This is a genomic window from Acinetobacter sp. LMB-5, from assembly GCF_001541635.1.
Lineage (GTDB): Bacteria > Pseudomonadota > Gammaproteobacteria > Pseudomonadales > Moraxellaceae > Acinetobacter > Acinetobacter pittii.
Window position 1 is genome coordinate 182215 of the sequence record NZ_LRDR01000010.1, and the last position, 14458, is coordinate 196672.

Here is a 14458-nt window from a genome sequence, read left to right on the forward strand (position 1 = left end):
TTTTATGGGCATTTCTTTTAAAGAGAAATGCCCGTTACTTCTTTGGTTAAATTATAGGATATAAAAACAATGACACTCGAAACAACAAAACAGTCTTTAGAAAAATGGCATGAAATGGTTCAGGCTGGTAACTTATCCGATCTAAATGACTTGCTAGCGGATGACGTGGTTTTTCGCTCACCAGTTGCTTACAAACCTTATGAAGGAAAGCAGGTTGTTTTCTTCATTCTTACCAATGTGATTCAGGTGTTCGAAGACTTTACTTATCATCGTGAGTTCTACACAGAAGACGGTGAAAATGTAGTGCTTGAGTTCAGTGCCAATGTCAGTGGTAAATCATTAAAAGGTATTGATATGATTCGTTTTAATGAACAAGGCAAAATTATTGATTTTGAAGTAATGATTCGTCCAATGAGTGGCTTAGCTGCATTGGCTGAACAAATGGGTATAAGAATTGCTAAGTTTCAACCTCAATAATTTTAGTAAATAGCCTAAGTAAGATAGAGATCAATAAAATGTGGTTAAAGCTTTCAACTCTAGCATTGCTTCCTGTACTGTTTGTACAGGGAGCAAAGGTTCGTAAGAATACGCCACGCTTGCTAGAAGCCAGTGGTGAGAGACAAGGCATCGTTGGCAAGGGAAGACCTCTATCATTGCTTATTTTAGGAGACTCTGCCGCAGCAGGTGTTGGGGTAGAAAACCAAAAAGATGCTTTATCTGGTGCAATTATTTCTGAGTTGCAAGATCAATATTCGATACGCTGGAAACTGCATGCAAAAACCGGTGATACAACTAAGCTGGTTTTTCAAGCAGTACAGCATTTAGAGCAGCAAAATTACGATGTGGTGGTTACGTCGATTGGTGTTAATGATGTCACGAAATTAACCTCAGCAAGTTCATGGATAAAACAACAAAAACAATTATTTCAATATATACAGGCACATTTTCAGCCTAAGCTCATTATTGTTTCTGGTGTTCCGCCAATGCAGCATTTCCCAGCGTTACCAAATCCATTGGCTTGGTTGTTTGGAAAATATGCGGAACAAATGAATCAGGTACTAGATAAATGGTTAGAATCACAAAACCAATTTAAGTTCATTCAATATGATATTGAGCATTTTCAAGCGATGAATCTGCCTATGGCAAGTGATGGTTTTCATCCGAGTAAGGAAATTTATGCAATTTGGGGACAACAGGTTGCAGCCTTAGTGCGGCAATCATTTAACTCATAATCAGAGGTAGTGATTGAAAATGGGCATATCTACTTTAAATAAAATTAAAGCTTTCGGTTCAGAATTGTTCGATTTGGTATTAGGTGCTGAACAGCCAAAAATCTATTATGATCCAAATGGGAAAATAAAAGATATTCTGGAGAAATTGCCCCAACTCAAGCAAAAATATCGGCCCACACCGTGGTTAAGCAACAATCACGTTCATCTTTTATATTTTGATATTATTAGAAAAAAAACCATTAAGCTTGAATATGATCGTATTGATCAGCTCACCATGAAAGATGGTGGCGTAACTGCGATCGCGTGGTATGGCTATGATCTTCCTCCAGATACTCCAACAGTTGTCATTATGCATACCATTACAGGGACCCCTGAAAGTATGCGTGAACTTGTGAAAGATATACATCACTATACAGGATGGAGAATAGCGCTATGCTTACGCCGTGGGCATGCTGGCTTACCTATGCCTGTACCACAGATTTCTCTTTTTGGATCAACAAGCGATCTTAAAGAGCAACTTGAACATATTCAAAATTTGTTTCCTAAATCGGATTTATACGCTGTAGGTTCCTCTGCTGGAACAGGACTACTGGTTCGCTACTTAGGAGAGCAAGGTACTGACACGCCATTTAAAGCTGCCTTTGCAATGTGTCCAGGCTACAATACAGAGATAGGCTTTAAAAATGTTCATCCGTTTTATAGCAAAATGATGACCAAAAAGTTATTCAAGTATTTTATTCATCCTTATCAAAATACATGGAACCAACTTTCTTCTATTGAAAAAGTTCTGGCGACCACAAGTCTGGAAGAGTTTGAGAAAGAATATTTTGAAATGGCTGGCTTTGAAGATTATCAAAGCTATTGCCAAGCCATTAATCCAATTTATGTATTTGAGAATGTCAAAATACCATTAATGATTCTTAACGCTGAGGATGATCCTGTCTGTTCTATTAAAAATTTGGAACCTTACAAAGAAACGATTCAGCAAATGAGTAATATTGCGGTAATCACCACAAAAAAAGGAAGTCATTGTGGCTTCTATGAAGGTTGGAAAAGTACATCATGGGCTGCCAAATTAATATCAAATTATTTTTTGGTCGAACATAAGCAATAACGGTAACTTTGCAATAAGTTAAATAAAGCCCATTCAATAGATGGGCTTTATAATTTTATTAGATCAAGATAAAAGCAATTTGGGATCTTTTAGTCCAATTTTGATTTTTGTGCTAGCCACGAGGTCTTTTTCATCTGTTTGGTTGGGATGAAAATCAAAGCGATAATAATCAAAAAATTGGGGGATCAATGTTCTATATTGTTTATTCGCAAAACTAAAGAACTTACGCCAAGATTTGAAATTTAAAAGTTGATGATCCCGTTTCATAAGAACAAATTGATAAATTGTTGAAAAACTGGTAATCAAAAATAGACTTAAAGTAAAGACTGTAATGCGAGGAAGGTATGCGCTTAAGCCACTTCCATATAAATGTTGGTAGAGATCAAAGGCCACAGCTTTATGTTCAGTTTCTTCAATACTATGCCATAGCCATAAATTGCGAATAGTTGAGTCTGTCATCAATTCATTAACGGATTGCATCATGCTAACCACAAGTACTGCTGTGTAGTGTTCTAGACCTACTGTTACAAGCAAATTCCATTTTTTACTAAAAACTTTTTCAATAGCTTTTAAAACGATGCCAGTTACTTTTTCTAAAGATTGAGGATCTAAACCATATTGCTGTGCACTTACATGAAAAGCATGATGTTCTTTCGAATGCATTGCTTCTTGGCCAATAAAAGCACTGATTTCCCGATCTAAAATTTCATTCGACTTTGCTTTGGCGCGTAAAGCTCGAACAGAGCGAACAAAATATGATTCACCTTCAGGGAACAATGTTGATAAACCAGTAAAATAATGTGTAAAAGTAGGCTCGTTATTACACCAGTAGCGAGGTACGTTTTCAAAATTATAGTCCATACGACGGACTGGAAATGAGGCGGGGACACGATTTGATACTGTATTCATTCTAGGCTCCAATCTTCTTTTAATTAAAGTTCCAAAAAGGAACTTGATCAAAAACTACACCGCCCTATATCTATCGTCAATGCTTTTTTTGGCAGAAAAAGTAGATTGTCCCTAATTGATAACTAAGAAAACTTTAAAGATAAATAGAAAGAAAAGTAAAACTTATTATTGTGTTGATAATTTAAATAATATTTAAAAAGCCCAAACTGATGGTTCAATTTGGGCATATTCGCATACGAACTTAGTTCTTAAGCGCTGGAGTAGCAGCCGCAATTGCAGCAGCAACAGCATCATCTTCACTTTGAGCTGGTTCAGCTGGCTTAGATGGTTTTGGCTCTGTTTTTGGCTCAGGCTTAGGTTCTGGTTTTGGTTTCGGCTCTACTTTAGGTTGCTCAGAAACTGTTGTTTGTGAACCTTGATCAGGTTGGGCAGGGCGAGTTTCACGGCGAATTTCAGTTGTCGTATTTGCTGTTTCTTCGTGATGCACCTCAACTTGCGTTGGTTCCTGAGTTTGAGCTTCTTCAGTTTGAACACTTTCTAAAGACTCAAATTTTGCAGGTTCAGCAGGTGTAGGTTCTGAAACAGCAGTTTCAACCTTTTCTTGCTCTTCTTCTTTAGGTGTTTCTTTTTTGACACATGCGGTTAACAATAGTCCAGCAGCAATTGCAGCACAGATTAAAAGTTTTTTATTTGCCATTGTCCTAAACAACATTTAATTGAGGAGCTGGCATTATAACAGCAAAAGAGAATGAAAAAATCATGTGAGATTGACCTAAATTTTTATTAAAAATGCTGATAGAATAGCCAGTTGTTTAATGATCTTTGAATTGATGCGGTTTGACTTTGCTTTATAGGGGCAGAGTACAGTAAAATTGCCAAACATTGTAGGCCGATTTCGGCTTGATTGTACGAGAAACTTAATGACCCATTTTATTTTTGTCACTGGTGGTGTAGTTTCATCGCTAGGTAAAGGTATTTCTGCTGCTTCAGTTGCTGCACTTTTGGAAGCCCGTGGCTTAAAAGTCACAATGGTTAAAATGGATCCCTACATTAATGTCGATCCAGGGACAATGAGCCCTTTCCAACATGGTGAAGTTTTTGTCACAGAGGATGGTGCCGAAACTGATCTAGACTTGGGTTATTACGAACGTTTCTTACGTCGTGCGAAAATGACCAAACTTAATAACTTTACCAGTGGTCGTGTATATCAGGACGTTTTAAATAAAGAACGTCGTGGTGACTACCTTGGTGGTACAGTTCAAGTTATTCCACATATTACCGACAACATTAAAGAACGCGTACTTCGCGCAGGCGAAGGCTACGATGTTGCAATCGTAGAAATTGGCGGTACGGTAGGTGATATCGAATCACTTCCATTTATGGAGTCAGTTCGTCAGTTAATGGTTGAGCTTGGTCATAAAAGAACCATGCTTATGCATTTAACTTTGTTGCCATATATCAAATCTGCAGCAGAGCTTAAGACAAAACCAACTCAACACTCTGTAAAAGAGTTGCTTTCGATTGGTATTCAGCCGGATATTCTTATCTGCCGTACTGAATATGATGTGGATGTTGACACTAAACGCAAAATTGCATTGTTCACTAACGTAGAAGCGCGTGCTGTAGTGGTATGTAAAGATGCGAAAACGATTTATCAAATTCCACGCACATTCTATGAACAAAACGTTGATGACTTGATCTGTGAGCGTTTTGGATTTAATGATCTTCCAGAAGCAAACCTAGAAGATTGGGACAATGTAGTCGAAGCATTACTAAATCCTGAATACACTTTACGTGTAGCTATGGTTGGTAAATATGTTGAATTACCAGATGCTTATAAGTCTGTGAATGAAGCGTTATTACACGCAGGTATTAAAAATCGCGTAAAAGTACAAATCGATTATGTCAACGCTGAAGAACTTGAAAGCCAAGACGTATCTATTTTAAGTACAGCTGACGCAATTTTAGTTCCAGGTGGTTTTGGTGAACGTGGTACTGAAGGCAAAATGAAAGCTATTCAATACGCACGTGAAAACAAAATCCCATTCTTGGGTATTTGTTTAGGCATGCAATTGGCTGTTATTGAATACGCTCGCCATGTTGCAGGTATGCCAGAAGCTTCTTCTACAGAATTTAACCGTTCTACAAAATATCCACTCATTGGTTTAATTACTGAATGGTTAGATGAGCGCGGTGAATTACAACAACGCAGCCTTGAGTCTGACCTAGGTGGAACTATGCGTTTAGGTGCTCAAAAATCTGAATTGGTTGAAGGCACAAAAACACGTGAAGTCTACGGTAAAGCTGAAATCACTGAGCGTCATCGTCACCGTTATGAAATGAATAACCGTTTCATCGAGTCGATTGAACAAGCTGGTATGAAGATTTCAGGTTACTCTTCAGCACAACATTTAGTTGAAACTGTAGAAATTCCTGAACATCCTTGGTTTATTGCTGTACAATTCCACCCGGAATTTACAAGTTCACCACGTGATGGACATCCATTATTTGCTAGTTTTATTGACGCTGCAAAAACACAGCATCAAAAAAGTAAATAATGCGATTTTAAATAAACTGGGAAAGTTTAAATGTCACAATTAAAACCACAAGAAGTTGTACGTTTAGGCGATATACAAATGGCAAATCATTTGCCATTTGTATTATTTGGCGGAATGAACGTACTTGAATCAAAAGATTTAGCTTTTGAAATTGCAGAAACGTATGTTGATATTTGCAAACGCTTAGATATTCCTTATGTATTTAAAGCGAGTTTCGATAAAGCAAATCGTTCTAGTCTGCATTCATTCCGTGGTCCTGGACTTGAAAAAGGTATCGAATGGTTAGGTGATATTAAAAAACATTTTAATGTTCCTATCATTACTGATGTGCATGAGCCATATCAGGCTGCGCCAGTCGCAGAAGTAGCCGATATTATTCAATTACCCGCTTTCTTAAGTCGTCAGACTGATCTTGTCGAGGCGATGGCAAAAACACAGGCTATTATTAATATTAAGAAAGCCCAGTTTTTAGCACCTCATGAAATGCGTCATATCCTGCATAAATGTTTAGAAGCAGGAAACGACAAACTTATTCTTTGTGAACGCGGTTCAGCATTTGGTTATAACAATCTTGTTGTAGATATGCTTGGCTTTGACACAATGAAAGAAATGAATGTGCCAGTTTTCTTTGACGTGACACATGCGTTGCAAACCCCTGGTGGTCGTGCTGACTCAGCAGGTGGTCGTCGTGCTCAAATTACAACTTTGGCACGCGCTGGAATGGCAACTGGCTTGGCTGGATTGTTCTTGGAAGGACACCCAGACCCAGAACATGCAAAATGTGATGGACCTTGTGCATTACGTATGTCGCAACTTGAACCGTTCTTGGCACAAATAAAAGAATTGGATACTTTAGTTAAAGGATTCAAAAAGTTAGACACCCATTGAGTTGTTTTATAACCCTTACGCTGCTTTAACCGCAGCTCATATTCATTCAAAGAGGAATTGTTCATGAGCCAAATCGTTGACATTCGTGCACGTGAAATTTTGGACTCTCGTGGTAACCCAACCATCGAAGCAGACGTAATTTTAGAATCTGGGGTTGTTGGTCGTGCATGTGCACCATCTGGTGCTTCAACTGGTTCTCGTGAAGCTTTAGAACTACGTGACGGTGATAAATCGCGTTACTTAGGTAAAGGCGTTCGTACAGCAGTTAATAACGTTAATACGTTGATTCGTGATGCTTTGTTGGGTAAATCAGTTTTTGAGCAAAAAGACATTGATAATACAATGATCGCGCTTGACGGAACTGAAAACAAAGAGAAATTAGGTGCTAACGCAACTTTAGCTGTGTCATTGGCTGCTGCGCGCGCTGCTGCTGAAGAAAAGAAACTTCCTCTTTTCCAATACATCGCAGATCTTCGTGGTCAAACAATTTTGACAATGCCTGTACCGATGATGAACATCTTAAATGGTGGTGAGCATGCGGACAACACTGTTGATATTCAAGAGTTCATGATCGAGCCTGTAGGTTTCACTTCATTTGCTGAAGCTTTACGTGCTGGTGCTGAAGTATTCCATTCTTTAAAATCAGTTTTAAAGAAACAAGGTTTGAATACTGCTGTAGGTGATGAAGGTGGTTTTGCTCCTAACTTACGTTCTAACGAAGAAGCAATTCAAATCATTTTACAAGCAATTGAATTGACTGGTTACAAAGCTGGTTCAGACATGATGCTTGCACTTGACTGCGCATCTTCAGAATTCTACAAAAACGGTCAATACGTTTTAGAAGGTGAAGGTAACCGTGCATTTACAAGCCATCAGTTTGCAGATTATTTAGCTGGTCTTGTAAATCAATATCCAATTATCTCAATCGAAGATGGTCTTGATGAGTCTGATTGGGAAGGCTGGAGCTACTTGACTTCAATCCTTGGTGATAAAATCCAATTGGTTGGTGATGACTTGTTCGTAACTAATCCTAAGATTTTACAACGTGGTATTGATGAAAAAGTTGGTAACTCAATCTTAATCAAATACAACCAGATCGGTACTTTGACTGAAACTTTAGATGCAATCTATCTTGCTAAAGCAAATGGTTATTCGACTGTTATTTCTCACCGTTCTGGTGAAACAGAAGATTCTACTATTGCTGACTTAGCAGTAGGTACAGCTGCTGGTCAAATCAAGACTGGTTCACTTTGCCGTTCTGACCGTGTGTCTAAGTACAACCAATTACTTCGTATTGAAGAATTGACTAAAGCTGCTTACCGCGGTAAAGCTGAATTTAAAGGTTTAAACTAATCTTTAAATAAAAAGTTAAAATTAATTTTTTAACATTTGAAGGTGCTATTTTCTGTTTTTAATAGGAAATAGCACCTTTTTTATTATCCTAATCGGCGTGTTTTTAAAGACTCAGCCCAACTGTGATGTTTACAGCGGGTACATTCTTGATCGATCTTATTTAAAATTTTTGTTTCACCACATTTCATACATGAATAAAAAGTATTAATTTTCAGTACATCGGCTTTAATGTAGGCATCAGGGAATAGTGGCAAGCCCCATTTTACATCTTCATCCTCAAAATAAAGCAGACTGAGAATACCGTCCGACTCCAACAAGGCTGTTCTTACTTGTCCAAGGTGCTCAACATTTTGTTGACGCATTTCTGAGAAAAACTCATCATGCGAATATGATTGTTTTTGGAAATCTTTGTAGACTACAAGGCCATCCTTAACAATACAAAGCGCTTTTCCTTCTAGTAAATCTTCAATTTTTTTATGCTTTACCATACTCCATGTAGCAAAGCGATAAAGAAAAAGGATAACAACAAACGCGACGAAGGCATGGGCAATAGGTAAGTCTTCGGTAAACATCGGGTCACCGGCGGCTGAACCTAAACATAAAATAATTGCGAGTTCAAAAAGGGAGAGCTGACGTATACCTCGTTTACCGGATAATCTTAAAAAACTAATAATGATGATGAACATTACGGTACATCGAACCAAAATTTCTAAAACAAATTTCCAAGTCGTGTCACCAATGAAAATATTAAAAAAATCCATTTTTTTCTCCTTATTAAAATAGTTAGAAGAGATCCTTATAAATTCTTAACAAAGTAAAAAATAAAAAAATATACTTTTTAGGTAGTTATTGGTTAAAAGCTCGAAATATATGTGACTTTTTATAAATTTATTTCAACTAATTCTCTACAAAGGAGTTTACTGTTGATAGCGTGACCAAGCTGATTTATTGCAAAGTAGATCTATTAAAAAGTACTTTTACTTTATATGAGCTTGTATTTACATGAGAGATAAAAAATATAAAAGATATACTTTGTGGGTGGTTTCTTATTATTAAATAAATTCTCCTTAAGAAAGATATGACTATGAATATGATTAATAATAAAAAATTTATTATATTTAATAAGATAGTTTAACGACAATTAGAGGTATAGGGGATAGCATCTAAACGTTTTTGAAAAGCATGAGGATCCATAATATTTTTATACATTTGCTGATATGTTTTTTTGTGATCTTCAATATTATGATAGTCGATAATTTCTTGGAGTTTGTCTTTGTATTCTATATGGCCAGCATTGAACATCGCTGCATAGTGTCCCCATAAAGCATATTGATATCTTAAAGCAGCTTTTGGGATCAAATTTATCTCGGTTAAATAACTATTAGCAGTTTTTTCATAGCATTCTTTTATTTGATAAGGGTCTCTTTTCATTTTGCTTAAAAAAATACATTGCATCTCTTGTAGCTTTGAACTATCTGTTTTAGCTAGTATTTTTTCGGTAACACTATATGCTTCATTAAGACAACCTAAATGTACAAGTATTTTGCGTTTAGTTTTTAAAATATTTAGATTGTTCTCGTTAGAAGGTATCTTTTTCAATAAGTTTTTAAATCTTAAGTGAGCAGTTGTTTGGTCTTGTTCCATGTTTAATTTATACATAATCTCATTATATTCATATATATAAGTATTATTTGATTTTTGTTGCTTCTGATAGTCCTTCGTATTAATTATTTTAGAAGGACTATCATCAGTATGGTTATTACAAGCGCTCAAACCTAAGCTTACTAAAGAAAATGCTAAAACTTTATGCACTACAACTTGTACCTTTTATTCTCTCTTAAGAGGTTTGAGAAGAATAATAAAATATAAAAGAAAATACTGTTTAGTTTGTTATTTTTTGAGTTAATCATAAAACTATTGCATAACATTTTATTGGCTAATCGAAAGAGCAATAAATTTAAAAGATGTGATGACCAAACAAGGTTTGAAGAGAGTGAGAATATATAAGTGATTAGAACCATTGATAATTTAATTTAAACAAATAGGAATAATTATTAATATGTTGTTGATAATAATTATCATTCATGTTAATTTTTGTGCCGACTTTTGCTGCTGTGTAACAAGGACCAAAGTAGCAAAAGGCTAAGGAATCTCGCACAGCACATTGGTTATTATGGAATTTTCTTATGTACACTCCACCCTTTAGAAAAGCGTTTACATCTCATCCCTTAGCACTTGCTATGGCTTTAATTGCTCCTTCAATTGTTTATGCAGATGAGACAAATGGAACAGCCACTTTAGAAACGATAAAAGTGCAAGCAGAAGAAGATTCCGCTGTTACCGAAGGTTCGGGCAGCTATACAGCAAAAAGCACAAATACTTCTACAAAATTAAATTTATCTCTTCGTGAAACACCACAGTCGGTGAAGGTTTTAACCCGTGAATATTTAGATGATCGGAAAATCGATTCTTTTCAAGATTTAATGAACAATATTACGGGTGTTTCGACGTCACGTACTGATGAGCGTCAGAAAGTTTATGCGCGTGGTTTTGAGGTAGATTATTACTTAATAGATGGAATACCGAGCACGATTAATTTAGGTACAGGGGACCTTGATTTAGATATTTATGATCGCGTCGAGGTGGTGAAAGGTGCTAATGGCCTAACCACAGGTGCGGGAAATCCAGCGATGGCGCTGAACATGATTCGTAAACATGCAAACTCAAAAGAACTTAGTGGTAATGTCAGCACATCATTAGGCTCATGGAACTCTTGGAGTAGTTCAGCAGATATTTCTACACCGCTTAACGCTGATGGTTCATTGCGTGGACGTATGTTTGTGAAGCATTCTGATGAAAATTCATTTATGGATTTTTATGAGAAAGAACGGAATGTATTTTATGGTGCCCTTGATTATGATCTGAGCGATAAAACAAGTATGTCACTTGGAGCTACTTATCAAGAATTGCATCGTGATGGTATCCGCTGGGGTGGTACACCTGCGTTTTATACTGATGGGACCCGTACTAATTTTTCCAGAAGCTTAACAGTAAGCGCACCTTGGACATATTGGGATGTGAATACAACGGCAGTGTTTGCGAACTTAAAACAGAATTTATTTAATGACGTTAATTTAAATGTTGCTTATACCTTCCGCAAAGAAGATACGGACTCTATGTTGCTATATACAGCTGGAAGAGTAGACAAGGCAACCAACACCAGTCCATTAGAAAATCCAAATGATAATTCTGAGAATAAAACTGATTATGTTTCTGTATATGGCGCAAAAGCTGCCAGTGAAGAAAACAATATTGATATTTTTATTAATGCCCCATTTATGCTTTTTAATCACCCACAAGAAATCATTATTGGTGGATCTTGGAATAAGAATGAAAAAACCAAAGATCTTTCTGGTGGTTCTAATGCAAACAAAGAGATTGAAAAATATTTAGGTAGCCCGCTTAACTATAATGATATAGCGCAAGAATTACTTCAGCCACTGGTACTAAATACCAGAGGTGCACTCAATGAAACCACACAAACTGCTGCATATGTTGCGGGTAAATTTCAAATTCTCGATCCTTTAAAAATTATTGCTGGTGCACGTTTATCTAACTGGAAATATAAATCTGAAAATGATAAAGGTAACCGTGAATTTAACAATGAATTAGCACCATATATTGGCGCTATTTATGATTTTGCCCAAGATCATTCTGTATATGCGAGTTATACAGAAATTTTCAAACCTCAAGATCGTAAAGATGTAAATGATCAATATATTGACCCGATTACTGGTAAGAGTTATGAAGCTGGCTTAAAAAGTGAGTGGTTTGGGGGGCGTTTAAATACAGCGTTGTCAGTATTTCGAATAGAACAGTCTAATTTTGCTGAATCGATACCTGACACGTTCATTATTCGCAATGGTACACAAACTACCGAGCAGGCCTATCGCGCTGTAGATGGGGTTGAAAGTAAAGGTTTTGAGTTTGAAGCTGATGGCGAGATTAATGACAATTGGGGTATTAACTTTGGTATTGCTAATTTTGAAGCAAAAGATGCAAAAGGTACGAAGGTTAATACGACAAACTCTCGAACAACCTCGAATCTATTTGTTAAGTACAAACTTAATCAATGGAGTGCAGGGCTTGGTTTAAATTATAAGAGTAAATACTATACGGGAAGTGGAAGCTCTCGTATTGAGCAAGATGCGTATGTTTTAGCAAGTGCGATGCTTGGCTATCAAGTAGATAAAAATATCAAACTTCAATTTAACATCGATAATATTTTTGATGAGAAATATTATGAAGGTATTGGTGAAAACTCAATGAACTGGGGAACACCACGAAATGCAACGCTGAGTGTTCGTTATAATTTTTGATATAGACATATTCATAAGTAACCGATTTATAAAAGCCCTCAAAAGAGGGCTTTTTTGTGCGTAGATTGATTTATAAGCAGTTGTACTTATAAATATTATTTCCCTTTCAAATTCCATTCATTTTTGACAAAATGAAACATGTCACAATGGTCAATTAAAGTAATATGCCCATTAATAATTTTGCTTAAATTTTTGCAGGAATTTCGCATGCTACTTCTTAATTACTATACAATACAATCTCTTAACGAAAGTTTTTAATTAAAAATCTTAATGATATGTTAGAAGTATTTCGATCCACTTCAAGCAAACTGATATTGCTACTGGTTATTGTTTTAGTAGCCATACTGCAATATCAATTTTGGTTAGGTGAGGGTGGTTATCTCCCTCATCAAGCTCTCATGCAACAAATTCAGCAACAAGCTGAAGTAAATGAAGAGCTTAAAGAACGAAACCGTATTTTGGCAGCAGAGGTTTTTGACCTGAAAAATGGTACAGAAGCAATAGAAGAACATGCTCGCCTTGATCTTGGTTTGGTTAAACCACATGAGACATTTGTTCAAATGAGTACCATCAGTACCCATTACAAGCCTATTTATATTGACCCGAACGCTAAAGTTGATTTGGAAACGAATGAGACACCTGCATCCCCAGATATCCCAGACTAAATTATGGGCAGTTATTCCAGCTGCAGGGTCAGGAAGTCGATTTTCTAAAACTGAATTGAAACAGTATCAATATATTCAGAATACGACTGTTTTAGAACATACTGTTCGGCGCATAAGTCAACTTCCATTAAATGGTTATGTTCTGGCAATTGGTACCCAAGATACCTTTGCTCAGACTCTCGCATTTCATGATATGGATAAGGCCCATTTTTGTATGGGTGGGGCAGAACGAGTCCATTCAGTATTAAACGCATTAAATCATCTTTTAACTTTTGCTGACGAAAATGATTGGGTGCTTGTGCATGATGCAGCACGGCCTTGTGTAACAATTGAATGTTTAAATACCCTTGTTGAACAAGCAATTAAATCAAATCATTGTGCTATTTTAGCGATTCCTGTTCGTGATACGTTAAAGCGGGTTAGGGTAGATAATTATATTAATAAGACGGTAAGTCGGGATTCATTGTGGCAAGCTCAAACTCCTCAAATTGCTAAAATTGGGAAGCTCAAAAAGGCAATTGAATACGCTTTAGAAAATAACATTGCTATTACCGACGAGGCAAGTGCACTCGAATATATGGGTGAAACTGTGCAGGTTGTAATGGGGCGTTCTGATAATATTAAAATTACTTATCCTGATGATTTAGAGCTTGCACGTTTAATTTTACAATCACAGTCTTAAGATAGATATACATAATAATATTTTGTAGTTTTATTTGAGAAATAGCCTAAGTAAATATTTCATTTCTACATATCTATTTATAAGAATTAATATTTTTTTACACCCCAAGTCTATAAGATTAGTTGAGTAATTTACTTAGATAATGTTCGATCATCGAACAAAATATATTTATACCGAACAAAACTGTATGTAGCTTACTAGATCAAATTATAAAAATTATCAAGAATGTTTAAAAGGGAAATCTAAGGGAAACACTCGGGATTGAGTGAAATATTTATCTATTCTTCTCGCCTCAGTGTGCCTAACTCTCTTACCTATCTCTTCTTCAATGAGCACAATGGAGTTGTCTAATGATTGACAAAAGTAAGTCCTCTCTTAGCGAGGTTCTATCGCAGATTAAAGATGGTGCAACCATCCTGATTGGTGGTTTTGGTACCGCAGGACAACCCGCTGAACTCATTGACGGTCTTATTGAACTGGGTGTTAAAGGCCTAACCATTGTCAGCAACAATGCCGGTAATGGCGATTACGGTCTGGCTAAACTGCTTAAGGCTGGTTCAGTTAAAAAAGTCATCTGTTCTTTCCCACGTCAGTCCGACTCTTATGTGTTTGATGAGCTGTACCGTGCCGGAAAAGTAGAGCTTGAAGTGGTACCGCAAGGTAATCTGGCGTGTCGTA

At 36.5% G+C, this 14458-nt stretch carries 14 protein-coding genes; 10 read left to right on the top strand and 4 right to left on the bottom strand.

Translation table 11 applies throughout. The annotated features are described in order from the left end of the window. Positions 1-69: 69 nt before the first annotated feature. From AW165_RS15315 to AW165_RS15325, 3 genes are read left to right on the top strand one after another with little or no spacing between them, the layout of a single operon-like run. Positions 70-477, top strand: coding sequence for a nuclear transport factor 2 family protein (locus tag AW165_RS15315; protein ID WP_060466321.1), 408 nt, complete (start codon positions 70-72; stop codon positions 475-477). A 38-nt stretch (positions 478-515) separates the two neighbouring features. Next, entirely contained in the window at positions 516-1232 is a 717-nt protein-coding gene (locus tag AW165_RS15320; protein ID WP_060466322.1) for an SGNH/GDSL hydrolase family protein, read from the top strand. Between the two features lie 19 nt (positions 1233-1251). Continuing rightward, the gene (locus AW165_RS15325; RefSeq protein ID WP_060466323.1) at positions 1252-2346 is read left to right on the top strand and encodes a YheT family hydrolase; all 1095 of its coding nucleotides are present in this window, start codon (positions 1252-1254) and stop codon (positions 2344-2346) included. Positions 2347-2409: 63 nt separating this feature from the next. Here AW165_RS15325 and AW165_RS15330 read toward each other — a convergent pair whose 3' ends face one another. Then, positions 2410-3255, bottom strand: a complete 846-nt coding sequence (locus AW165_RS15330; protein ID WP_060466324.1) for a metal-dependent hydrolase — start codon at positions 3253-3255, stop codon at positions 2410-2412. 241 nt (positions 3256-3496) lie between these two features. Beyond that, a complete protein-coding gene (locus tag AW165_RS15335; protein ID WP_032003774.1) occupies positions 3497-3952 on the bottom strand; it encodes a hypothetical protein in 456 nt (151 codons plus the stop codon). Between the two features lie 223 nt (positions 3953-4175). Here AW165_RS15335 and AW165_RS15340 point away from each other — a divergent pair, with 223 nt between their 5' ends. The 3 genes from AW165_RS15340 (at position 4176) to eno (ending at position 8054) form a co-directional block, all read left to right on the top strand. Then, positions 4176-5813 (top strand): CTP synthase, encoded by a 1638-nt coding sequence (locus AW165_RS15340; protein ID WP_002121060.1) that lies wholly within the window; start codon positions 4176-4178, stop codon positions 5811-5813. A 30-nt stretch (positions 5814-5843) separates the two neighbouring features. Next, a complete protein-coding gene (gene kdsA / locus AW165_RS15345; RefSeq protein WP_017400378.1) occupies positions 5844-6701 on the top strand; it encodes a 3-deoxy-8-phosphooctulonate synthase in 858 nt (285 codons plus the stop codon). Between the two features lie 63 nt (positions 6702-6764). Beyond that, the gene (eno, locus tag AW165_RS15350; RefSeq protein WP_002121066.1) at positions 6765-8054 is read left to right on the top strand and encodes a phosphopyruvate hydratase; all 1290 of its coding nucleotides are present in this window, start codon (positions 6765-6767) and stop codon (positions 8052-8054) included. Positions 8055-8137: 83 nt separating this feature from the next. On the opposite strand, the gene AW165_RS15355 is transcribed toward eno, so the two are convergent. Both AW165_RS15355 and AW165_RS15360 read right to left on the bottom strand, forming a co-directional pair. Beyond that, entirely contained in the window at positions 8138-8815 is a 678-nt protein-coding gene (locus AW165_RS15355) for a DUF421 domain-containing protein (RefSeq protein WP_060466325.1), read from the bottom strand. A 370-nt stretch (positions 8816-9185) separates the two neighbouring features. After that, the gene (locus AW165_RS15360; protein WP_060466326.1) at positions 9186-9866 is read right to left on the bottom strand and encodes a hypothetical protein; all 681 of its coding nucleotides are present in this window, start codon (positions 9864-9866) and stop codon (positions 9186-9188) included. A gap of 374 nt (positions 9867-10240) precedes the next feature. Between AW165_RS15360 and AW165_RS15365 the strand changes: the two genes are divergently transcribed. From AW165_RS15365 to AW165_RS15380, 4 genes are all read left to right on the top strand, one after another. After that, positions 10241-12433, top strand: a complete 2193-nt coding sequence (locus AW165_RS15365; protein ID WP_060466327.1) for a TonB-dependent siderophore receptor — start codon at positions 10241-10243, stop codon at positions 12431-12433. Positions 12434-12708: 275 nt separating this feature from the next. Next, positions 12709-13098 (top strand): cell division protein FtsB, encoded by a 390-nt coding sequence (ftsB, locus tag AW165_RS15370; RefSeq protein ID WP_005069056.1) that lies wholly within the window; start codon positions 12709-12711, stop codon positions 13096-13098. Beyond that, entirely contained in the window at positions 13064-13780 is a 717-nt protein-coding gene (gene ispD / locus AW165_RS15375) for a 2-C-methyl-D-erythritol 4-phosphate cytidylyltransferase (protein WP_060466328.1), read from the top strand. The genes ftsB and ispD overlap by 35 nt, the downstream gene beginning before the upstream one ends. Positions 13781-14130: 350 nt before the next feature. Continuing rightward, a partial coding sequence (locus tag AW165_RS15380) for a 3-oxoacid CoA-transferase subunit A (RefSeq protein WP_155859645.1) occupies positions 14131-14458 on the top strand: 328 nt, incomplete at its 3' end.